This window comes from Pseudarthrobacter sp. NPDC059871 (genome assembly GCF_042731175.1).
Classification (GTDB): Bacteria; Actinomycetota; Actinomycetes; order Actinomycetales; family Micrococcaceae; genus Arthrobacter.
In genome coordinates, this window is the sequence record NZ_JBHWJV010000007.1 from 71,200 (window position 1) to 91,502 (window position 20,303).

A 20,303-nucleotide genomic window follows, 5' to 3' on the forward strand; every position below is an offset into this window, starting at 1 on the left:
CGCTAAGGTCTATTCCATGGCTGACGAAACCATTGTGCCTGCCGCACCTGCTGTGCCTGTTGAACCCACCAGACCGGACGGGACCACGGCGTGCCCCAGCCCGGTGGACCGCGTCCTCCAGTTCATCCGCATCCTTGAAGCCGGCGGGGGAGCGGCCGAGATCAGGCCCTACCTGGCTGATTCGTTCACGCTCGTGGAGGCACCCCATCTGCTGGCGCCCGAGGGCTCCACCCGCACCCTCGCGGACGTGTTGGCGGGCGCCGACCAAAGTTCGGAGGTGGTGGCCAACCAGGAGTTCACCATCAGGAGGACAACCTGTGAAGGCGGACGCGTGGCTGTCGAGGCTGACTGGTCCGCAACCGTGCTGATGGATATCCGCTACTGGGACCGCGGTGAGACTATCCGGGCGCGGACCTCGTCGGTCTTCGAAGTCCGCGACGGGCTGATCGTCAGCCAGGACAGCTACGACTGCTACTTCCGCTGACAACGGTTGCGTCGAACTCCTGCTGCATGGTGAACCGCCCGGCAACCCATTGGTTGATAACAGGGAACGCCGCGGCCGCGCTGATCACGGTGTTCCGCAAAGCAAGGACCGGGGCTGGCAGCGGCCGGCCCAGCAGCATATTGATTTCTGCTTGCCGCTGCGCCCGCACTGCCGCGTGATAGCGGCCGCGCTCGTAACCGCGGAAGTCCTCCGGAGTATGACTGCCGGTGACTGCCTGGACGATCAGAGGGGCCAGTGCCTGGGCGTCGAGCCAGCCCAGATTCATGCCCTGTCCGCCGATGGGGCTGATTTCGTGGGCGGCGTCGCCCACCAGGATCACGCGTCCGGCCACCGTCCTGCGGGCCACTGTTGATCTGACGCTGAAGGCGCTGAGCATGGTGTTGGTGGCGGCTTCCGGGTGGATTCCGGTCCGGTCCGCCACGAGCCGGGCCAGTGCCTCCGGGGTAGCGCTTCCGGCGGGTCTTCCCAGCCGGACCACCCAGCGGCGGACGGCGCCCGGCAGCGGAAACGACTCGACGATGCCGCCGCTCTCAAGGAAGAGCACGGCCCGCTCACCAAATTTCGGGTGGTCCGCGAAGTCACCCATCACATAGTGGTCGGGGTAGGTTTTCCGCCGGACCGGGACGCCGATCAGGTCCCTGATCCGGGACCGTGGACCGTCAGCGCCGATCACTATCTGCGCCCGGAACGTACTGCTCCCTTGCGCGGCACGCCCGGCGGGCCTTGCCGACACACTGGCGCTGCCGCCGTCGTACGCTACGTCCAGTACCTCCATCCCCCTGACGAGCGCGCCGCTGTCCAGGGCATGCACCTGCTCTTCCAGCAGCTGCTCGGTCCGGTACTGCGGCAGCGAAAGGACGAACGGGAATGCTTCCGATACTCCGGCAAACAGCATGCGGCCCACGGTCCGGCCACGGCTGACTGCCAGCCCGGAACGGATGGGGACACCCTCCGCCACCATCTGGCGCGCGATGCCCAGCTGGTCCAGGGCGGCGAGGGCCGGCGGGTGGATGCCAATAGCCCGGGAGTGATGGTTCCTGGCGGTCCTCCGTTCCAGGACGCGGACCGAAACGCCGTGCCGGAGGAGGACGGCGGCGAGGTACAGACCCACCGGTCCGCCCCCGACGATGACCACATCAGCGTTCATGGCCGTCCCTGCGCAGTGCCAGTACCTGATGGAAGGCTGCCCCGGGTTCCACGGTCCAGCCCGGGGGAGTGAGCACGGACAGCTCCGCAGCCGTATAGCTGCGCCGGATCGAGGTCAGCCCGTCCTCCCGGATGAAAGAGTTCTGAAGCGGGAGGGTTGCGACGCCGAAAAGGGCGAAGGCCAGCGGGCTGCGGCGCAGGTCGTTGTGCAGGGCCTTTTTCCGGGCGAGCACGTCCGAGTGTGCCAGCAGGTCTTGAAATTCATCCGTTCCCAGGTGGTGCAGGACATGGTTGGAAATAACGACGTCGAACGCGGCACCTTCGCCGACCAGCTCGGCACTGTGCGCCTGCCGGAAGTCCACGCCACGGGTCGGGAGCCGGTTGAGGGAGAAGGCAGCCGCGCGCGGGTCCGGGTCTACGCCGGTGATCCGGACAGCCAGCCCGTCCTTGGCGGCCCAGCGGGCAAGCATGACGGCGAGGTCGCCGCCGCCGGAGCCGATGTCAAGGATGCTGGCCGGTCCTGCTGACAGGACCGGACGAAGTTCGTTGACGTACAGCCGCCTCCACCCGGACACGATCCTGTTGACCAGGCCGAACTGGCGGTAGGTGTTCTCCAGCTTCCGCGCATTACAGTCCGGCAGGTCCATCTGTTCCAGCTCGCCTGCCGCACGCTCGGGCCAGATGCGCACCGGATCAGGCCACCGGGATTTCCTGCAGCAGCTGATCCTGCCGCGTGTCAGCCGGGGTTTTGGCCACCGCCGGCGCCTGCCGCAACTTGGTCAGGAGCGCTGTTTCCACCGTCAGGCCGGGGCCGAACGCCATCGAACAGATCCGCTCGCCTCCCGGTTCGCTGTCCTGTTCGAGGATGTGCCGGAGGACAAACAGCACCGTGGCGCTGCTCATGTTCCCGTAGTTGCGCAGGACTTCACGGGCCGGGACCAACTGCCCGTCGGTGAGGCCCAACCGGGTCTGGACCTTGTCCAGGATGCTGCGGCCGCCCGGGTGGATGGCCCAGTGCCTGATGCCGGTGTAGGGGAGTGCTTCGAGGAGGGGCTCGCGGGCCAGCAGCGGCTGCAGCGCGCCCACGATGTGATCGTCGATGATGTGTGGTACGTAGTTTCCCAGCACCATTTCGAAGCCATGGTCGCCGATGTTCCAGGCCATGGAGTCCTCGCCAACCGGCGTCAGCACCGTTTCGAAGTGGTCGAGCTGCAGCAAAGCGGTTTCTTCCGCGGCCGGGTTGGCCGTGACGATCGCTGCCGCTGCGCCATCGGCAAACAGCGCCGATCCCATAATGGTGTCCGGGTCATTGGACGTTCGGACGTGCAGTGAACACAGTTCAGCGCAGACCACAAGGACGACCGCTTTCGGGTCCGCCTCGCAGAACAGTTTGGCCGCGCGGAGGGCCGGGAAGGCCGCGTAACAGCCCATGAAGCCAAGGTGGTAGCGCTGCACCGACGGGTCCAGGCCCAGCTCACGGACGATCTTGTAGTCAGGCCCGGGGTTGAAAAAGCCGGTACAGGAGACTGTCACAAGGTGAGTTATGTCAAGTAAATTGAGATCCGGGCAGGCTTTAACGGCGGCAGCAGAGGCCTCCACAAACAGCTTGGTGGCCTCACGGGCGAAGATGTCGTTGCGGACCTTGGTGCTGGGATTCAGGAGAAGCCCCGAGTCCGGGTCATAGAACTGGGGATTTTCAGGGCGGAATGCGTTGGTGAGCTCGTCGACGGCCGTGAATCTGGTCTCAATAGCAGCGGAATCGAAACATGTGCTCACCAGCCGGGAACCGAGCCTGCTGAGTCCCGGTTGCGCTGCGAAAACGTCACGCGCCTCCGCCTGGATCAGCTTTGTTGCCGGAACTGCAGTTTCAAGTGAACGCACGTAGACCGTCATTGACCCATTCTTAACGAGGGCATCCGCAAAGACAATGGCTCAGCGGCCTGACCTGCGGAATCGCCGCTCCTGCCCCTCTCCGGGCATGCTGGTGAAACGCCGATAATCTACATTATGTAAAGTAACTGGAATCTGCAGCGCTGGAAGGGGCGGTGGCCCGCTCCCCTTGACCTGTGCGAGAGGCCATTGGTTTGGCCCATCAGGGAGTTGCCTGTGGAAGCACCAGAAGGTATCCGGCAGGCAGCTGCGAACTCCATCGCCGGGGTTCCCTGACAACAAACTGGGTGGCGAGTTCCTCAGGCGTCAGCAGGCTGTTGGGTGCCGGTGACGGCCCCCATTGCTGGCTGCCGTAGGGATAGAGCGGGTCCAGGACATTGACTCCCTTGACACGGAAGTCCTGGAATTCCGCCGGATCACCCATCGACTCAAAGCCGCTCATCACCCATGCATGCCGGCCGCTCCACATCACCAGGCCAACCGGCCGGCCCGTCCCAGCGATCGCACGCGCCGCCGTCTGCAGGGCAGCCCCATAGTCGGCGACGCTGACCACGCTGTAAGGACCCATCCCGGACGCGGTGAGCACCTGCGCCCAGCCGTAAGGGTTGGCACCGTTGAAGGAATCGGACGACCGTGCGCGGGCCAGTTCCCACAACTCCCCCTGCTGCGTCCTGTCCGACCATGTGCCCCCACCTGTGTCGTCAATCAGGTTGTGGGCCATCTGGATGCTCGCCGCAACGCACCAGTCGAACGTGTACTGCGGGACGAAGTCGCCCTCGCGGTACAGATTGATGGCATAGGGGCCGGGCACCGGCAGCTGACTGGCAGCGGGAAGGGGCGCCGGCACTGTGGTGGAAGCAAGGGGCTGTGGGGAATGCTCAGCAGTCCCGGCCGATGGTTGTACGGTCGCCGTGGGCGAAGCGCCGCCGGAAGCTGCATCAGTGCCGTTGACCGGCGTGCACGCAACAAGCAGGCTGGCCAACGCTGCCAGCCAGACGGTGTGACGGGGGCGCGCGCCGTTCATGACCGTTCCAGTCTAGCGCCGGACGCCCATGCCGGCCCCGACCACGGCACCCAGGCCGAGTCCAAGCGCGAAGCCCAGGAAAGGGCTGTCAAAGAACGCCAACCCGATGGCGATGCCCAATGCAGCGCCGAGCAGGCAGCAAATCCAGAGCGGCTTGTTCACGGTTCCTCCAACGCAGTCGATCATCCAGCGGGCAGGCGTAGAACAGAATCTACTTCATCCAGCCAAACCTCCCCGCGACGCCTTCGGACAGGTAGCCCGCGGCCGGCAAGTCGGGTACAGCCTACGGATGCCAAACGGCCTGCGAAGCGAATATCGTCGTTCCCTAGGCGCCCCCACTCCGGACCAGCCTGCTGGCAAAGCCGGTTGGTGGCGTCACCAGAAGCCGCCTTCGCCTATGAAAATGGCGCCGGTGCACCTCATTAGCGCCAGGACGTCCGATGCCGCAGTCCCCGTATCTCGAAGACCAGAGCACACCACCGTTTGTACTCCCCCAGTCCCCTGGCCGCCGGACTCGGAGTGCACTGCGGGAAGAGGCGCTGACGCACGCGCCGGGAAAGCCTGTGCTGATGCTCCGGCCGGCCCCGGTGAAAGTGCGCGCCGCGTTTGGCTCTGCCATCGCGTACACGGTGACGCACATCCTGGTTGAGCAGGACGGCAACGGCCCGTACTCAGTCCGGTGGGAACCTGGCTGGCTGGTGCACCGCCTCTGAGACTGCTTCCGCGGCAGTTGCCGATGCCGGTAGCTCCGCGGCGGACAGATAGGCTCGGAACCATGAGTTTTTCGCAATCCGGGCCTGCCCCCGGCCCCCGCGGCTTGGCCGTCGCCGCTGCCGCGGCGGACGTCGTCCTGATCCTGGTGTTCGCGGCGATAGGCCGCGACGCACACGCCCGGGACGGGATCATCTCCGGCGTCCTCCTTACGGCCTGGCCTTTCCTGGCCGGGGCGGCCGCAGGCTGGCTCGCAACCCGTGCATGGCGCGCCCCGATGTCACTGAGCCGGGCCGGCATCGGAGCCTGGCTGGGCAGCCTCATCGGCGGCATGCTGCTCAGGGCCCTCACCGGGCAGACCGTCGTGGTGCCTTTCGTCGTCGTCGCCCTCCTCAGCCTGGGCGTGCTGCTCATGGGGTACCGGGCGTTGTACCGCATCATCCGGCGTCGCCGCGGCTAAACACCGGCGCTCCCCCGGCCCAACGTGTTGGGTCCGGTCTGAGCGGGCACTGATGTAATAGGCTGGCAGGACCAAGAAACGCGCCGGTCAACGCCGTGGCGCAACAGATCCGGAGGGTTTCAACGTGATCACCGCATTCGTCCTGATCAAAACGGACGCTTCCCGCATTCCTGAGACGGCTGAGGAGATCTCAGCGATCGAAGGCATCAGCGAGGTGTACTCCGTCACCGGCGAGTGGGACCTGATCGCCGTGGCCAGGGTTTCCCGGCACGAGGATCTTGCGGACGTCATTGCCGACCGGCTTTCGAAAGTTCCGGCGGTGGTCCACACCACTACCCACATAGCCTTCCGGGCCTACTCCCAGCACGATCTTGACGCGGCTTTTTCGTTGGGGTTCGAACAGTAGGCGAGAAGACGTCCTCTACGGGGCAGTGAGCAGGACCCACTTATCAAGCACTGCCGCCGCCGCTCCGCTTTCGATGGACGCAGCCGCCCGGGCGTAGGCACTGTGCATCCTGTCCAGGAACGTTCCCTCGGCTGAAAGATCGAAGGCCACCAGGCCGGCGGCAGCGTTAAGCAGGACTGCGTCCCGGGCAGGGCCCTCTTTGCCCGCCAGGACGTCGCGTACAACCACCGCGTTTGCCTTCGCATCGCCGCCACGGAGCTCTTCGACGGTAGCCGGGCTGATGCCGAGGTCCCGGGGCGAGAACTCCAATGCCTCGACGCTGCCGTTACGGATCTCCCACACCGTGGAAGGGCCTGTGGTGGTCAGCTCATCAAGGCCGTCGTTACCGCGGAACACCAGGCCCCTGCTCCACCGCCGTGCCAGGACACCTGCCACCAGGGGTGCCATCCTGGCGTTTGCGACGCCGACGGCTGATGCCTGGACTTTTGCCGGGTTGGTCAGCGGGCCGAGGAAGTTGAAGGCAGTGGGGATCGCGAGTTCCTTCCTCGGCACGGCGGTATGGCGGAACGAAGGATGGAATACCTGCGCGAAGCAAAAGGTGATTCCCGCCTCTTCTGCGTTCCTGGCCACGCGGTCGATGGACAGGTCCAGCCGCACGCCGAGGGCCTCCAGTACGTCGGCAGAGCCGGACGACGACGACGCGGCCCGGTTGCCGTGCTTCACCACCCGCGCGCCGGCGCCGGCCGCCACCAGCGCCGCCATCGTGGAGATGTTGACGGTGTTCAGCTGGTCACCGCCTGTCCCGACGATGTCGAGTTTCTCACCGGAGATGGTGATGGGTTTGGCGTGTGCCAGCATGGCGTCCACCAGTCCAGACAGCTCCTCGACCGTCTCCCCCTTGCCACTGAGGGCAACGAGGAAGCCGGCGATCTGCGCAGGGGTGGCTTCCCCCGACATGATGGTGTCCATGGCCCAGGACGTGTTATCCGCGGTGAGATCACGCCCGCCGATCAGTGCTGAGATCAGTCGGGGCCAGGTGTTGCCGGACGCTGGGGAAGCCTGTGAAGTCACCTGCTGATGCTATCGAGGGATGGCGGCGGCTGACCAATATGAACCGGTGCGGGAACTTTTCCGCGCGATTTCGCGTCTTTGTAGAAAAAGTCCTCCGAAAAGGCGGTTTGCGTTGGGCAGCACGGACTTTTACAGACATAATGTCTATGTGACATCTGCGACCCATGCCCCCAGTACCCCGGCGCACCCCACGCTGAACCGCCCCAATATGGTTTCCGTTGGAACCGTTGTGTGGCTGTCCAGCGAGTTGATGTTCTTCGCCGGTCTCTTCGCCATGTACTTCACACTGCGCTCCACGAGTGCTCAGATGTGGGCGGACGAGACAGCCAAGCTCAACTTCCCCTTTGCGCTCGCTAACACCATCGTCCTCGTGGCAAGTTCCTTCACTTGCCAGATGGGCGTCTTTGCCGCCGAGCGGCTCCAGCCGCGCCGCACCGGAGGGGTGTTCTCGTTCTCCCGTTGGGGCATGAACGAATGGTTCACCCTGACATTCATCATGGGTGCGATCTTCGTCGCGGGCCAGACCACCGAGTACGCGATGCTGGTTTCCGAGCACGTCTCGCTGTCCTCCAACGCCTACGGCTCTGCTTTCTACATGACCACCGGCTTCCACGGCCTGCACGTCATCGGCGGCCTCATTGCCTTCCTGCTCATCATGGGCCGGTCGTTCGCCGCGAAGAAATTCGGTCACTTCGAAGCCACCTCCGCGATTGTCACCTCTTACTACTGGCACTTCGTTGACGTCGTGTGGATCGGCCTCTTCCTGGTCATCTACGTACTCAAGTAACCAGTTTTGAAACTTTTTCTACACGAGGCAGAATTTCAGGTCGCGGCTCCACAAGCCGTCGCAGGAACGAATAAAGGAACCACCACGTGAAGGCACTCTCACAAAAGCGGCGTCACCCACTGGCAGCAATAGCGCTGCTCCTGATGGGACTACTCCTTACGGGTGGGCTGTACGCTGTGGCCACCACCGTCAACGAGGCCAAGGCTTCCACCACCACCTACAGTGCCAACGACACTGAAGAAGGCGGCAAGCTCTTCGCAGCGAACTGCGCCACCTGCCACGGCATGGGTGCCAGCGGTACCGCTGACGGCCCGTCGCTGGTGGGCGTCGGCGCCGCTGCTGTTGACTTCCAGGTGGGCACCGGCCGCATGCCGATGCAGATGAACGGACCGCAGGCCCTCAAGAAGCCCGCCCAGTTCAACGACGAGCAGACCCACCAGCTTTCAGCCTATGTCGCTTCCCTGGGCGCCGGCCCGGCAGTTCCTGAAGAGGACCTGGTGAATGGTGGCGGTGACGCTGCCGCCGGCGGTGAGCTGTTCCGCACCAACTGCGCCATGTGCCACAACGCCGCCGCTGCCGGTGGTGCCCTGACCCGTGGCAAGTTCGCACCGGCCCTCGCCGATGTTTCGGGTAAGCACATCTACGAAGCAATGGCGACCGGTCCGCAGAACATGCCGGTCTTCAGTGACTCGAACATCACCCCCGAAGGCAAGAAGGACATCATCACGTTCCTGAAGCAGATCGAAAGCACCGGTTCCCCGGGCGGAGCCGACCTCGGCTCGCTGGGTCCTGTTGCTGAGGGCCTCTTCGTATGGGTTGCAGGCTTGGGCGTCATCATTGCCTTCACCATCTGGCTGACGTCCCGCACATCCTGACGCGGTCCCCGCACCAAAACTTTCTGCTGCAAAGTCCAGCAGGTTGATATTAGAAACTAACCCGGCAGCCGCCGGGACGAGAGAAGGATGAGGCGAATTATGGGCAACCATAGTGACGGCAGTCCGAACCACTCGGGCACCGTAGCTACGGCTGGTCAGAATGAGGTGGAGAAGTTCCAGGATCCTGGAATTCCCCCGCATCGTTTGCGCCTGGCTGACACGGATCCGAAGGCCGCAAAGCGGGCAGAACGGCAGGTCGCCTTACTATTTGGCATCTCTGTCGTTGGAACCCTGATCTTCCTGGTGGCGTACTTCGCCATCGACCTTGGCGAGGATTCCAACATCGCAACCATCCGGTTGCAGAATGCCCTCCTTGGTGTCGGCACGGCATTCGCCATGCTCGGTATCGGTACCGGCATCGTCCACTGGGCCAAGGCCCTGATGCCGGACCACGAAGTATCGGAAGAGCGCCACGCCATCCGCTACGAAGAGGACCGCCAGGCTGCAGTCCGCATCGTTGACGACATTGTGGAAGAGACCGGCATCAAGCGCCGCCCCCTGATCCGCAACACGCTCCTCGGCGCCGTGGCCCTCGCTCCCCTGCCCGCAGTAGCCATCTTCGGCGATCTGGGTCCCCGCCCCGACAACAAGCTGGCCCACACCATGTGGGCACCGCAGGACGGCAAGCTCAAGCGCCTGGCCCGCGACCCCGACGGTACTCCGATCAAGGCCGCGGATGTCACCATCGGTTCGGCCTTCCACGTCATTCCGGAAGGCCTGAACGAACTCCACGAGGGCAAGCTCAACGAGAAGGCCAAGGCCGTTGTGCTCCTCATGCGCCTGGACCCGGCATCACTGCATCCCTCTGAAGGCCGCGAGGACTGGGGATACAACGGCATTGTTGCGTACTCCAAGATCTGCACCCACGTTGGCTGCCCCGTTGCTCTTTACGAGCAGCAGACGCACCACCTGCTGTGCCCGTGCCACCAGTCCACCTTTGACCTCACTCAAGAGTGCAAGGTGATCTTCGGACCGGCCAGCCGCCCTCTCCCCCAGCTGCCCATCGCAGTTGATGACGAAGGCTACCTCGTCGCCACCAGCGACTTCCATGAACCTGTAGGACCGAGTTACTGGGAGCGTGATATGCATGAGCGCAGCATCAACAGCTGAGCCCGCTTTCGTCGCCAAAACCAAGGCAGGCCGGGTTACCGACTTCGTCGATTCCCGAGTTGGCGGTTCCGGAATCCTTCGGGAGTTCGGCCGGAAAGTCTTTCCCGACCACTGGTCCTTCATGTTCGGCGAGGTTGCTCTTTACTCGTTCGTGATCCTGCTGCTTTCGGGTACGTTCCTGACGTTCTTCTTCGACCCGTCCATGGCAGAGACTCACTATGACGGATCGTACGTGCCCCTCAAGGGCGTCGAAATGTCAGTGGCCTACAGCTCGTCGCTGAACATCTCCTTCGATATCCGTGGCGGCCTGTTCATGCGCCAGGTCCACCACTGGGCAGCCCTGCTGTTCGTGGCATCCATCGCCGTGCACATGCTCCGTGTGTTCTTCACCGGTGCATTCCGCCGTCCGCGTGAAATGAACTGGGTTGTGGGCTGCGTCCTGCTCATCCTGGCCATGGCTGCCGGCTTCACCGGCTACTCACTTCCTGATGACCTGCTCTCGGGCAACGGCTTGCGCATCATTGACGGCGTCATCAAGTCCATCCCGGTAGTTGGTACCTACATCTCCTTCTTCCTGTTCGGTGGAGAGTTCCCGGGAACGGCCATCATCAGCCGCCTCTACATGCTGCACATCCTGCTCGTGCCGGCGCTGATCCTCCTGATGATCGTGCTCCACCTGTTCATGGTTGTGGTTCACAAGCACACCCAGTACCCCGGCCCGGGCCGCAACGACAACAACGTTGTCGGCTACCCCCTCGGCCCCGTGTACGCAGCCAAGGCCGGCGGCTTCTTCTTCATCGTCTTCGGTGTCCTGGCACTGATGGCAGCGTTCTTCACCATCAACCCGATCTGGAACTACGGTCCCTACGATCCGTCCCCCGTTTCTGCCGGTACCCAGCCTGACTGGTACATCGGCTTCGTGGACGGTGCGCTGCGCCTGATGCCCGGCACCTTTGGTGACTGGCACGTGGAGCAGACCTGGCTGGGCTTCGTCTTCACGTTCAACGTGCTGCTCCCCGCCCTGGTACCCGCCGGCATTCTGTTCACGGTGATGTTCGCCTACCCGTGGATCGAACGCTGGATCACCAAGGACAACCGCGAACACCACGTCCTGGACCGTCCCCGCAACGCCCCCACCCGTACGGGCATTGGTGTTGCAGGTTTCATCTGGTACTGCGTCATGTGGGCCGCTGCCGGCTCTGACCTCATCGCCACGCACTTCCACGTATCCCTCAACGACGTCACCTACTGGCTCCGGGCCCTGTTCTTCATCGGCCCGATCATCGGATTCATCGTTGCCAAGCGCGTCGCCCTTGCGCTCCAGCGCAAGGACCGCGAGATTGCACTGCACGGCCGGGAAACCGGACGCATCGTGCGCCTGCCCCACGGTGAGTTCATCGAGGTTCACGCCCCGCTCGATGAGTACAAGCGCTACAAGCTCGTCGGCTTCGAGTCTCCTGAGGTTCTCCCCGCGGTGCCCAACGAGCATGGTGTGGTGACCGGCAACGAGAAGCGCCGCGCCTTCCTTTCGAAGTGGTTCTTTGAGGACCGCGTCGCTCCGGCTACACCCGCAGAGCTTGAAGCAGCCCATGGCCACGGCCACGCGGCAGTGGAAGCATCTGAGGAAGCCAAGAGCCTGTCCCACTAGGTTCGCCCAGGCACCAGACAGAGCAGGGCCCGGTCCGCATGGACCGGGCCCTGCTCTGTTTCTATCTGGCGTCAATGTGGCCGCAGCACCAGGACTCGGCGGGGCCAGTCCCTTTCGCGGTCCGCTTAGAGGTTCCGCGCCCGGCGTGCCCCGGGGCGCTGCAGGGGCACCCAGAGCTTGTAGCGGTCAGCACGGTAGTACGAAACGGAGTAGTCCACCATGGAGCGGGCCACGAAGGCATGCCGTTGGATCTTCAACAGCGGTGAGCCCACTTCCACGTTGAGCAGGCGCGCCGTGGACGGGGACGCTGCGGTTGCTTCAATCATGTCCTCACCCCACTCCATGACCAGGCCGAACTGTTCGCTCAGGACGTTGTACAAGGAGGTGGGCGGCTCGCCGTCCAGGAGGCCCGGGACACGGTGGGCGGGGATGAAATTCTCATCCACGCTCATGGGCTCCCCGTCCGCCAGCAGGAGCCTGCGGAAACGCACCAGCGGAGTGCCTTCGTCGAGCTGCAGTTCGCGGGCAAGGAAGGCGCTGGCCCCGATCTGCTCGAAGCTGAGGACCTTGGCCGCCGGGACCATGCCACGGCGCTGCATTTCCTCGCTGTAGGAGGTGAGCTTTACCTGGAGGTCGAGCTTTGGCCGGCGGACAAAGGTACCAAGGCCAACAACGCGTTCGATGACTTCCTCGCCTACCAGTGCATCGATGGCCTGGCGGACTGTCATCCGGGCAAGGCCGAAGCGTTCGGCCAAATCACGTTCTGAAGGCAGTGCCGAGCCCGGTGGGCATGCCTCCGCGATGTAGGCGCGCAGGATCTCCCGCAATTGAATGTAGATGGCGACACCGCTGGTGCGGTCTATGTCGCCCTTGATGGTCTTGGCTGCAGCCGCCATGAGTCCGCCTTTTCCTGCTTGATGCCACTTCTAATCGTAGGTCAGGTCTAGACCAGCTGCGTTCCTGCAGACGACTTCGTGGCGGCAGGGCCGGGCAGCCGGATATATATTTGGGCAGGAAGATTTACGCGACAGACGGACGGGTCCGTCGAGACGAAGGAGTCCCCTTTGCCATCACACAAGGCCGTGGTCACGGCTTCCGTAGGGCTTCATGCAAGGCCAGCGGCCGACTTTGTCCGGGCCGTCATGGACACGGGCCTTCCCGTGGTCATAGCCAGGGAAGGCAGCCCGGGCGTCGATGCGCGGTCGCTGCTTCAGGTGATGGCCGCCGACTTCCAGCACGGCTGCACAGTGGAGCTCACGGTCAGCGAGACAGCCTTGGATGGGCCTGGGAGCGTGGAAGACGCCGAGAGGCTCCTCCAGGTCCTCGGAGACCTCCTCACGGCGCAGGGAGCCCTGCAGCCCGCGGCCCGGCACTAGCCCGGCAATTGCCCGGGCACCAGCCAGAACCACCCGGAACAAACTGGCCCAGACACAACGACGCCGGCCCCCACCAAATGGTGGAGGCCGGCGTCGTCATTAAGTGTGGTGCCTAGTGGGCGTGGTCCCCGCGGCTGTATTCGTAAACCCAGCCAACAAGCGCTACGACCGCAAGGCCGGCGGCAATGAAGACAATCCAGAACCCAACGGCCAGGCCGAGGAACCCGGTGGCGCAAGCCAGGCCGAGGACCAGGGGCCACCAGCTCCAGGGGCTGAAGTGCCCCTGCTCGCCGGCGCCTTCGTGGATCTCAGCGTCGCTGCGGTCCTCGGGGCGCATGCCCACGCGCTTGGCGGTGAAGCCAAGGTACGCGCCGATCATGCCGGCCAGTCCGCCTACAAGCAGGACACCCAGGGTGCCGACCCACTCGTTCCAGTGCGTCAGGAACCCGTACACGATGGAGACAGGGATGAAGAAGAAGACTCCCGATCCAAAGATCCAAGATTCGATTTTCACTGTGCGGTGTCCTTCTGGTCGGCGTTGCCGAGAACGCTGGCCGCAGGTGCCGGCGAGTCGACGGTGTGGACCTGGCGCAGTTCAGGGTGGTGCAGGTCCAGGGCGGGGCGCTCCGAACGGATCCGGGGCAACGAGGTGAAGTTGTGGCGCGGCGGCGGGCAGGACGTGGCCCATTCGAGGGAGGCACCGAAGCCCCAAGGGTCATCAACCTGGACCTTTTCGGCCTTCCGCCACGTGATGTAGACGTTCCAGAAGAACGGAATCAGCGAGGCGCCGAGGACGAAGGAAGCCACAGTCGAGAACTGGTTCATCCAGGTGAAGTTATCTTCCACCAGGTAATCGGCGTAGCGGCGGGGCATGCCCTCCACACCGAGCCAGTGCTGGATGAGGAATGTGCCGTGGAAGCCCAGGAACAGGAGCCAGAAGTGGATCTTGCCAAGGCGTTCGTTGAGCATCTTTCCGGTCCACTTGGGCCACCAGAAGTAGAAGCCGGCGAACATGGCGAACACCACGGTTCCGAAGACCACGTAGTGGAAGTGCGCTACCACGAAGTAGGAGTCCGAGACGTGGAAGTCGAGCGGAGGCGAAGCAAGGATGATGCCGGTGAGGCCACCGAAGAGGAACGTCACGAGGAACCCGATGCTCCAGAGCATGGGGGTTTCAAACGTGATGGAACCGCGCCACATGGTGCCGATCCAGTTGAAGAACTTCACGCCGGTCGGAACGGCGATGAGCATCGTCATGAAGGCGAAGAACGGCAGGAGCACCGAGCCGGTGACGTACATGTGGTGGGCCCACACCGTCACGGACAGCGCAGCAATGGCGATCGTGGCGTAAACAAGTCCCTTGTAACCGAAGATCGGCTTGCGGCTGAACACCGGGAAGATCTCAGACACAATGCCGAAGAACGGCAGCGCGATGATGTACACCTCGGGGTGGCCGAAGAACCAGAACAGGTGCTGCCAGAGGACGGCACCGCCGTTTTCGGGATCGAAGATGTGTGCACCAAACCGGCGGTCGGCGCCCAGGGCGAACAGTGCGGCGGCAAGCGGGGGGAACGCCATCAGGACCAGGATGGCCGTGATGAGGGTGTTCCAGGTGAAGATCGGCATGCGCCACATGGTCATGCCCGGGGCGCGCATGCAGATGATGGTGGTGATGAAGTTGACCGCACCAAGGATGGTGCCGAAGCCGGAGAGCGCCAGGCCGAAGACCCACAGGTCACCACCGATGCCGGGGCTGAACGTGGTGTTCGACAGTGGTGCGTAGGCAAACCAGCCGAAGGAAGCTGCACCCTGCGGGGTGATGAAGCCGGACACCGCAATGGTGGAACCGAAGAGGAAGAACCAGAAAGCCAGGGCGTTCAGACGCGGGAATGCGACGTCGGGGGCACCGATCTGGAGCGGCATGATGACGTTCGCGAAGCCCGCGAACAGCGGGGTGGCGAACATCAGGAGCATAACCGTGCCGTGCATGGTGAACAGCTGGTTGTACTGTTCCTTCGTCTGCAGGATCTGCATGCCGGGCTCGAAGAGTTCGGCACGGATGAGCAGCGCCATGACGCCGCCGAGGCAGAAGAAGACGAACGAGGCGATCAGGTACATGTACCCGATGGTCTTGTGGTCAGTGGAGGTGATCCAGTTGACGACGATGCGCCCCTTGGATTTGGGTACCACGGGAGCCTGCAGGGCTCCTGTGGGTGCGGATTGAGTGTACGTAGCCACGTCGCTCCCCTTACTTAATTTCGTTCAGGTTAGGGTTGCGGTCGTACTCCACGCCCAGCAGCCCGGTGTTGCCGGCTGCCTTCAGCCCGTCCATGTGGGCCTGGAATTCAGATTCCGACACCACCTTGACGCGGAACAGCATTTCGGAGTGGTACTCGCCGCAGAGTTCGGCACACTTGCCGTCGTAGGTGCCCTCTTTAGTGGGGGTGAACCTGATGTAGTTGGTCTTTCCGGGGATCATGTCGCGCTTCTGCAGGAAGGCGGGAACCCAGAACGAGTGGATGACGTCGCGGGCGTTGAGCTCGAGGTCAACAGACTTGTTCACCGGCAAGTACAGCGTGGGGAGCTGTTCCTTATCGATGGTGTTGCCGGTCAGGTGGGCCTGGACACCGGCTTCGTGGAGGTCTTCCTGGATGACGTCGCCGGACTTGTAGTTGAAGTCCCAGGCCCACTGCTTGCCGCGGACGTCAACTACGACGTCGGCCGGCTGGGAGCGGTCATCAATGGCCTGCTGGTCACGGTCGGTGAAGTAGAAGAACACCAGGACCATGAAAATCGGAATGGTCAGGTAGAAGACCTCAAGCGGAAGGTTGAAGCTGGTCTGCCGCGGGAACCCGACAGTCCCCTTGCGGCGGCGGTACGCCACCAGGCACCAGATGATGAGGCCCCAGGTAATGATGCCCACCACCAGCGCGGCAATCCATGAGTTGACCCAGAGGTCCATGATGCGGTCGGTGTTGCTGGTGGTGCCGCGTTCAGTGGGCAGCCACCCCTTCTCTACCTCTGGCGAACATCCGGTCAAAACCAACGCGCCGGCAATTGCCAAGCCAGTGATCGTTGTGATCGTTTTGCGTCGGCTGCCGGTTCGGTTCTGCGAACTCACAGACGGCCCTTCCTACTTGTTGCTGTTGCCCGGGCAGCCATCGGCCGCCCGGGCACACGAAAAGTTTTACTACTCGGTGTAGAGCTTACCGCTCCCCCGGACGTTTCGCCCACATGTCGGCGCCGTGCCTCCCGGCCAATCTGGTTGGCAGGAGACACGGCGCAGGCATACGGCAAAATGACCGGCTTAGTGGAAGGAATCTCCACAGGCGCAGGAGCCACCGGCATTGGGGTTGTCGATGGTGAAGCCCTGCTTGGAAATGGTGTCTTCGAAGTCGATGCTGGCGCCGCTGAGGTACGGAACGCTCATCTTGTCCACGACGACCTCGACACCGTCGTAATCACGGACGGCGTCGCCGTCGAGGATCCGCTCATCGAAGTACAGCTGGTAGATCAGGCCGGAGCAGCCGCCGGGCTGCACGGCAACCCGAAGGCGCAGGTCCGTGCGGCCTTCCTGTTCGAGAAGGCTGCGTACCTTGCCTGCGGCGACATCGGTCAGGTTGACCTCGTGGACCGGCAGTTCGCCGGATTCGCTGGTGGTTGCGGTGCTGTTCTCATTGGTTGCGGTGCTCATTGGCCTACCTTCTTGGGACGGGTCCTGGCGGCTCCGCATCTGCGGTGCCTGCCCCTACGGATTGGGTATGGGCTATAGCTACATGCTACGTCGGACAGCCTTGTAGCTCTAACTCCTGACGTAACCATGAAAGGTCCCCCGTTGTTCCCTGGACGGCTGGCCAAGGTGAGGCCCTGCGCCCACGTGGGCGCTGTCAGCCCGGCTGCACGTCCAGGCCCGCGCTGTTGAGCCGGGCAAGCATGAGGGCCTCGGCCAGGATTGCATGCCGGAAGTCGCCCAGGTGCAGGGATTCGTTGGCGCTGTGCGCCCTCGAGTCCGGGTCCTCAACACCCGTGACCAGGATCTGCACTGCAGGGTAGAGCTCCAGCAGGTCTGCAATAAAGGGGATGGAACCGCCGATCCCTGTTTCGACGGCCGGGACGCCCCAAGCCTCCCCCAGCGCCCACATTGCCAGGCGGGCCGCCGCTGATGCCGTGTCCGTCTGGAAAGGATTGCCGCTCTCCCCCGGTGTGAAGGTGACCTTCGCGCCGAACGGCGCGTTGGCCTCAACATGGCGGCCCACAGCCTCCATGGCCGCGGCGGGATCCTGGCCCGGTGCGAGGCGGAGGCTGAACTTGGCACGGGCCCGCGGCAGCAGCGTGTTCGAGGCGACGTCCACCGCCGGCGCGTCAAAGCCGATGATGGACAGCGCAGGCTTGGTCCACAGGCGGGAGGCAATGCTGCCCGTTCCGGCGAGACGGACGCCGTCGAGCACTGAAGCGTCGGCACGGTAGTCGGCTTCCGGAAGGTCCACGGCAGCGTTGTCCGTGGCCACCAGGCCTTCGATCGCCACGTTGCCGTCGTCGTCATGGAGTGTGGCGATCAGCCGCGACAGGAGCGTGGGGGCATCCAGCACCGGGCCGCCGTACATGCCGGAGTGGACAGCGTGGTCGAGGACCTGCACTTCAATGGTGCCGTCAACGAGGCCACGAAGGCTGGTGGTCAGGGCAGGAACGCCAACTTTCCAGTTGCTGGAGTCGGCAACGACGATCACGTCGGCCCGCAACAGTTCGCGGTTGGCCTCCAGGAAGGGCCTGAAGGTAGGCGATCCGGCTTCCTCTTCGCCTTCGAAGAAGAACGTCACGCCGAGTCCCAGCTCGCCGACAACTTCCGAGACGGCAGCGTAGGCGGCAATATGGGCCATGATGCCGGCCTTGTCGTCAGCGGCGCCCCTGCCATAGAGCCGGCCATCCTTTTCCACCGCGGTGAACGGTTGTGTTTCCCACAGGGCTTCGTCGCCGGGAGGCTGGACGTCATGGTGTGCGTACAGCAGGATGGTGGGCTTGCCGGGCGCCGCGGAGCGGCGTGCGACGACGGCGGGACCCCCTGGCGTGCCGTTAGGCTTGGGGCAGGTGAGGGTTTGCACTTCGTCCAGTCCGGCCTCGCGAAGCAGTTCCGCTACCGCTTCGGCACTGCGTTCCAGCGGTGCCCGGTCAAAGCTGGGCCAGGCGATCCCGGGAATCGCCACAAGGTCTTTGAGGCGGCGCAGGGTTTGGTCGAAGGAACGGTCGACGGCGGCCCGGAGTTGGTCCGTCTGGCCGGTTGTCTCAGGGCCCGTGGATGAGGGGCCATGCGGATCGTGCGGGGTTGCCATTGGCGAGGAAGTCATGGCCAAAACATTACTCCCGTCACATCTGTTGCTTCGGCAACACCCGCAGGCAAGGAATCCCGGCACCTCCGCAAGGTATTCTGTTCAGGTGTTCGGACGTAAAAAAGAAGCGCCCTCGGCGCAGGAGACAGTAGACCAGCAGGCGGCGGAAGCGGCGGCACGCCAGGCGGGTGTCATCGGCAAGGGTGCCCCGACTCCAACACGGAGGGCCCAGGAAGCCGCCCGCAAGCGTCCGCTGGTGCCGGAGGACCGCAAGGCCTCCAAGGCTGCCGAGCGCCAGGTCATCCAGGACCAGCGGCAGAAGATGCGCCAGGCCCTTGATACCGGAGACGAAAAGTTCCTGCCCTTGCGGGACAAGGGACCGCAGAAGCGGTTTGCCCGCGACTTCGTCGATGCCCGGTTCAGCCTGGGCGAGTTCCTCATGTTCGGCGCACTTGTTTTCGTTCTGGTCTCCCTGGTGGTGCCGGCATCCAGCGATTACATGATTTATGTCCTGGGCGGTTTCTGGGTCATGTTCCTGGCTGTGTTCGTGGACGTGTTCCTGCTGTCCCGCAAACTGCGCAAGCGGCTGGTGGAGAAGTTCGGTGAGGTTGAGCGCGGCACCGTTTGGTACGGCTCGATGCGCTCCCTCCAGTTCCGCAAGCTGCGGCTGCCCAAGCCCCAGGTCAGCCGCGGCCAGTTCCCCTCCTGATTCAGAGTTTCCGTTAAACAGCAGTCCCCGGCAGGTCACCTGCCGGGGACTGCTGTTTAACGGGTCTGGACCCGAAGTGTTTCAGGACCGCCGCTTGCGGGCCAGCTGCCGGTTGATGCGGGCCGCCCAGAAGGGGCCCTCGTACAGGAAGGCCGTGTAACCCTGGACCAGTGTTGCCCCTGCGTCGAGCCGGTCCTGCACGTCCTGGGCTGTTTCCACGCCACCGACGGCGACGAGGGTCAAGGCATCGCCGGTTGCCTGCTTGAGGCGGCGGAGCACCTCCAGGGAACGCTGCTTCAGCGGCGCTCCGGACAGCCCGCCCGCCCCGCACTGTTCGACTGTTTCAGCCGGGGACGCCAGCCCCGTCCTGGCGATGGTGGTGTTGGTGGCGATAATGCCGTCCAGCTTCAGGTCCAGGGCGAGCCGTGCCACGTCGTCGATGTCTTCGTCGCTGAGGTCCGGAGCAATCTTCACCAGCAGCGGCACATGCCTTCCCGCTGCACGGTCGGCTTCCTCCCCAACAGCGGTAAGAAGGGGGCGCAGCGTTTCGACGTCCTGCAGCAGCCGCAGTCCCGGAGTGTTGGGGGAACTGACGTTGACCACGAGGTAGTCAGCGGCAGGTGCAAGGGTGCGTGCGCTGACGCGGTAGTCAGCCACCGCGTCAGCAAGCTCAACAACTTTGGTCTTGCCGATGTTGACCCCGATGACCGGCCGCACCGCTGGGTACATCCGCTGCAGGGCAGCCCTGGCGGACTTAAGGCGGGGAGCCACGGCGGCGGCGCCGTCGTTGTTAAATCCCATCCTGTTGATGACCGCACGGTCCTGGATCAGGCGGAACAGCCGCGGCTGCTCGTTGCCCGGCTGCGCCTGACCGGTAATGGTGCCCACTTCAATGTGGCCGAAGCCAAGCTCGGTGAGGGCTTCGATGCCGTGCCCCTCCTTGTCAAAACCCGCTGCAAGTCCGAACGGTGAGGGGAAGGTGATGCCGAAGGCAGTGGTCTGAAGGGAAGGCGCCGGTGCAGTCAGCTTGCGGAGGACCTTCCCCGCCCCGGACGAGTGCGCCAGCCGGATTCCCTTGAATCCGAGGGTGTGGGCGCGCTCGGCGTCCATCCAGGAAAAAGCCAGCTTGAAGAATGTGGGGTAAACGCGCATGCAACCAGTTTTCCGCCTCGCGGGCTGTGGACCAAAACGGAGACGCCCT

Annotated in this window: 23 protein-coding genes; 10 read left to right on the plus strand and 13 right to left on the minus strand. The window is 63.9% G+C overall.

Annotated elements, in window-relative coordinates; translation table 11 throughout:
- The first annotated feature begins 16 nt into the window (after positions 1-16).
- On the plus strand, positions 17-484 hold the full coding sequence (locus ACFV4R_RS11030) for a nuclear transport factor 2 family protein (RefSeq protein ID WP_377203588.1): 468 nt from the start codon (positions 17-19) through the stop codon (positions 482-484).
- On the opposite strand, the gene ACFV4R_RS11035 is transcribed toward ACFV4R_RS11030, so the two are convergent.
- The 5 genes from ACFV4R_RS11035 to ACFV4R_RS11055 all read right to left on the minus strand — a co-directional run bounded on the left by ACFV4R_RS11035 (position 450) and on the right by ACFV4R_RS11055 (position 4,727).
- A complete protein-coding gene (locus tag ACFV4R_RS11035) occupies positions 450-1,652 on the minus strand; it encodes an FAD-dependent oxidoreductase (protein WP_377203587.1) in 1,203 nt (400 codons plus the stop codon). The genes ACFV4R_RS11030 and ACFV4R_RS11035 overlap by 35 nt on opposite strands.
- A complete protein-coding gene (locus tag ACFV4R_RS11040) occupies positions 1,642-2,340 on the minus strand; it encodes a class I SAM-dependent methyltransferase (RefSeq protein WP_377203586.1) in 699 nt (232 codons plus the stop codon). Before ACFV4R_RS11040 ends, ACFV4R_RS11035 begins: the two co-directional genes overlap by 11 nt.
- 4 nt (positions 2,341-2,344) lie before the next feature.
- Positions 2,345-3,544 (minus strand): type III polyketide synthase, encoded by a 1,200-nt coding sequence (locus ACFV4R_RS11045; RefSeq protein ID WP_377203585.1) that lies wholly within the window; start codon positions 3,542-3,544, stop codon positions 2,345-2,347.
- A 199-nt stretch (positions 3,545-3,743) separates the two neighbouring features.
- Positions 3,744-4,565: a hypothetical protein gene (locus tag ACFV4R_RS11050; RefSeq protein ID WP_377203584.1), complete on the minus strand. Its 822-nt coding sequence runs from the start codon at positions 4,563-4,565 to the stop codon at positions 3,744-3,746.
- A gap of 12 nt (positions 4,566-4,577) precedes the next feature.
- Entirely contained in the window at positions 4,578-4,727 is a 150-nt protein-coding gene (locus ACFV4R_RS11055; RefSeq protein ID WP_200937761.1) for a hypothetical protein, read from the minus strand.
- Between the two features lie 407 nt (positions 4,728-5,134).
- Here ACFV4R_RS11055 and ACFV4R_RS11060 point away from each other — a divergent pair, with 407 nt between their 5' ends.
- The 3 genes from ACFV4R_RS11060 (at position 5,135) to ACFV4R_RS11070 (ending at position 6,142) form a co-directional block, all read left to right on the plus strand.
- A complete protein-coding gene (locus ACFV4R_RS11060; protein ID WP_377203583.1) occupies positions 5,135-5,278 on the plus strand; it encodes a hypothetical protein in 144 nt (47 codons plus the stop codon).
- 62 nt (positions 5,279-5,340) lie between these two features.
- On the plus strand, positions 5,341-5,736 hold the full coding sequence (locus ACFV4R_RS11065; protein ID WP_377203582.1) for a DUF3054 domain-containing protein: 396 nt from the start codon (positions 5,341-5,343) through the stop codon (positions 5,734-5,736).
- A gap of 124 nt (positions 5,737-5,860) precedes the next feature.
- Positions 5,861-6,142, plus strand: a complete 282-nt coding sequence (locus ACFV4R_RS11070; RefSeq protein WP_045731394.1) for an Lrp/AsnC family transcriptional regulator — start codon at positions 5,861-5,863, stop codon at positions 6,140-6,142.
- A gap of 15 nt (positions 6,143-6,157) precedes the next feature.
- Here the strand turns inward: ACFV4R_RS11070 and trpD are convergent, their stop codons facing one another.
- The gene (gene trpD, locus ACFV4R_RS11075) at positions 6,158-7,213 is read right to left on the minus strand and encodes an anthranilate phosphoribosyltransferase (RefSeq protein ID WP_377203581.1); all 1,056 of its coding nucleotides are present in this window, start codon (positions 7,211-7,213) and stop codon (positions 6,158-6,160) included.
- Between the two features lie 112 nt (positions 7,214-7,325).
- Here trpD and ACFV4R_RS11080 point away from each other — a divergent pair, with 112 nt between their 5' ends.
- The 4 genes from ACFV4R_RS11080 (at position 7,326) to ACFV4R_RS11095 (ending at position 11,693) form a co-directional block, all read left to right on the plus strand.
- Positions 7,326-8,000: a heme-copper oxidase subunit III gene (locus ACFV4R_RS11080; RefSeq protein WP_377203580.1), complete on the plus strand. Its 675-nt coding sequence runs from the start codon at positions 7,326-7,328 to the stop codon at positions 7,998-8,000.
- A gap of 86 nt (positions 8,001-8,086) precedes the next feature.
- Positions 8,087-8,875, plus strand: a complete 789-nt coding sequence (locus ACFV4R_RS11085) for a cytochrome c (protein WP_091720317.1) — start codon at positions 8,087-8,089, stop codon at positions 8,873-8,875.
- Between the two features lie 99 nt (positions 8,876-8,974).
- Entirely contained in the window at positions 8,975-10,045 is a 1,071-nt protein-coding gene (locus ACFV4R_RS11090) for a ubiquinol-cytochrome c reductase iron-sulfur subunit (protein ID WP_056079264.1), read from the plus strand.
- The gene (locus ACFV4R_RS11095; protein WP_377203579.1) at positions 10,023-11,693 is read left to right on the plus strand and encodes a cytochrome bc complex cytochrome b subunit; all 1,671 of its coding nucleotides are present in this window, start codon (positions 10,023-10,025) and stop codon (positions 11,691-11,693) included. Before ACFV4R_RS11090 ends, ACFV4R_RS11095 begins: the two co-directional genes overlap by 23 nt.
- A gap of 125 nt (positions 11,694-11,818) precedes the next feature.
- On the opposite strand, the gene ACFV4R_RS11100 is transcribed toward ACFV4R_RS11095, so the two are convergent.
- A complete protein-coding gene (locus ACFV4R_RS11100) occupies positions 11,819-12,589 on the minus strand; it encodes a GntR family transcriptional regulator (RefSeq protein ID WP_377203578.1) in 771 nt (256 codons plus the stop codon).
- Between the two features lie 168 nt (positions 12,590-12,757).
- On the opposite strand from ACFV4R_RS11100, the gene ACFV4R_RS11105 reads away from it, so the two are divergent.
- The gene (locus ACFV4R_RS11105) at positions 12,758-13,069 is read left to right on the plus strand and encodes an HPr family phosphocarrier protein (protein WP_377203577.1); all 312 of its coding nucleotides are present in this window, start codon (positions 12,758-12,760) and stop codon (positions 13,067-13,069) included.
- Between the two features lie 112 nt (positions 13,070-13,181).
- Here the strand turns inward: ACFV4R_RS11105 and ACFV4R_RS11110 are convergent, their stop codons facing one another.
- From ACFV4R_RS11110 to ACFV4R_RS11130, 5 genes are all read right to left on the minus strand, one after another.
- Positions 13,182-13,583 carry a cytochrome c oxidase subunit 4 gene (locus ACFV4R_RS11110; protein WP_056079276.1) on the minus strand — a complete coding sequence of 134 codons (402 nt, stop codon included), beginning with the start codon at positions 13,581-13,583 and terminating at the stop codon, positions 13,182-13,184.
- Positions 13,580-15,307 carry a cytochrome c oxidase subunit I gene (ctaD, locus tag ACFV4R_RS11115; RefSeq protein ID WP_377203576.1) on the minus strand — a complete coding sequence of 576 codons (1,728 nt, stop codon included), beginning with the start codon at positions 15,305-15,307 and terminating at the stop codon, positions 13,580-13,582. Before ctaD ends, ACFV4R_RS11110 begins: the two co-directional genes overlap by 4 nt.
- A gap of 10 nt (positions 15,308-15,317) precedes the next feature.
- Entirely contained in the window at positions 15,318-16,190 is an 873-nt protein-coding gene (coxB, locus tag ACFV4R_RS11120) for a cytochrome c oxidase subunit II (protein ID WP_056079281.1), read from the minus strand.
- A 186-nt stretch (positions 16,191-16,376) separates the two neighbouring features.
- Positions 16,377-16,763, minus strand: coding sequence for an iron-sulfur cluster assembly accessory protein (locus tag ACFV4R_RS11125; protein WP_015937148.1), 387 nt, complete (start codon positions 16,761-16,763; stop codon positions 16,377-16,379).
- A 193-nt stretch (positions 16,764-16,956) separates the two neighbouring features.
- Positions 16,957-18,411 carry a dipeptidase gene (locus ACFV4R_RS11130; protein ID WP_377203575.1) on the minus strand — a complete coding sequence of 485 codons (1,455 nt, stop codon included), beginning with the start codon at positions 18,409-18,411 and terminating at the stop codon, positions 16,957-16,959.
- An 88-nt stretch (positions 18,412-18,499) separates the two neighbouring features.
- Between ACFV4R_RS11130 and ACFV4R_RS11135 the strand changes: the two genes are divergently transcribed.
- On the plus strand, positions 18,500-19,102 hold the full coding sequence (locus ACFV4R_RS11135) for a DUF3043 domain-containing protein (protein ID WP_377203574.1): 603 nt from the start codon (positions 18,500-18,502) through the stop codon (positions 19,100-19,102).
- Positions 19,103-19,183: 81 nt separating this feature from the next.
- Here ACFV4R_RS11135 and ACFV4R_RS11140 read toward each other — a convergent pair whose 3' ends face one another.
- Positions 19,184-20,254 (minus strand): quinone-dependent dihydroorotate dehydrogenase, encoded by a 1,071-nt coding sequence (locus ACFV4R_RS11140; protein WP_377203573.1) that lies wholly within the window; start codon positions 20,252-20,254, stop codon positions 19,184-19,186.
- Positions 20,255-20,303: the final 49 nt, after the last annotated feature.

Coding starts and splice junctions, on each gene's coding strand:
- ACFV4R_RS11030 (WP_377203588.1), top strand. CDS start 17: ATGGCTGACGAAACCATTGTGCCTGCCGCACCTGCTGTGCCTGTTGAA.
- ACFV4R_RS11035 (WP_377203587.1), bottom strand. CDS start 1,652: ATGAACGCTGATGTGGTCATCGTCGGGGGCGGACCGGTGGGTCTGTAC.
- ACFV4R_RS11045 (WP_377203585.1), bottom strand. CDS start 3,544: ATGACGGTCTACGTGCGTTCACTTGAAACTGCAGTTCCGGCAACAAAG.
- ACFV4R_RS11050 (WP_377203584.1), bottom strand. CDS start 4,565: ATGAACGGCGCGCGCCCCCGTCACACCGTCTGGCTGGCAGCGTTGGCC.
- ACFV4R_RS11060 (WP_377203583.1), top strand. CDS start 5,135: ATGCTCCGGCCGGCCCCGGTGAAAGTGCGCGCCGCGTTTGGCTCTGCC.
- ACFV4R_RS11065 (WP_377203582.1), top strand. CDS start 5,341: ATGAGTTTTTCGCAATCCGGGCCTGCCCCCGGCCCCCGCGGCTTGGCC.
- ACFV4R_RS11090 (WP_056079264.1), top strand. CDS start 8,975: ATGGGCAACCATAGTGACGGCAGTCCGAACCACTCGGGCACCGTAGCT.
- ACFV4R_RS11095 (WP_377203579.1), top strand. CDS start 10,023: ATGAGCGCAGCATCAACAGCTGAGCCCGCTTTCGTCGCCAAAACCAAG.
- ACFV4R_RS11100 (WP_377203578.1), bottom strand. CDS start 12,589: ATGGCGGCTGCAGCCAAGACCATCAAGGGCGACATAGACCGCACCAGC.
- ACFV4R_RS11125 (WP_015937148.1), bottom strand. CDS start 16,763: ATGAGCACCGCAACCAATGAGAACAGCACCGCAACCACCAGCGAATCC.
- ACFV4R_RS11130 (WP_377203575.1), bottom strand. CDS start 18,411: ATGACTTCCTCGCCAATGGCAACCCCGCACGATCCGCATGGCCCCTCA.
- ACFV4R_RS11140 (WP_377203573.1), bottom strand. CDS start 20,254: ATGCGCGTTTACCCCACATTCTTCAAGCTGGCTTTTTCCTGGATGGAC.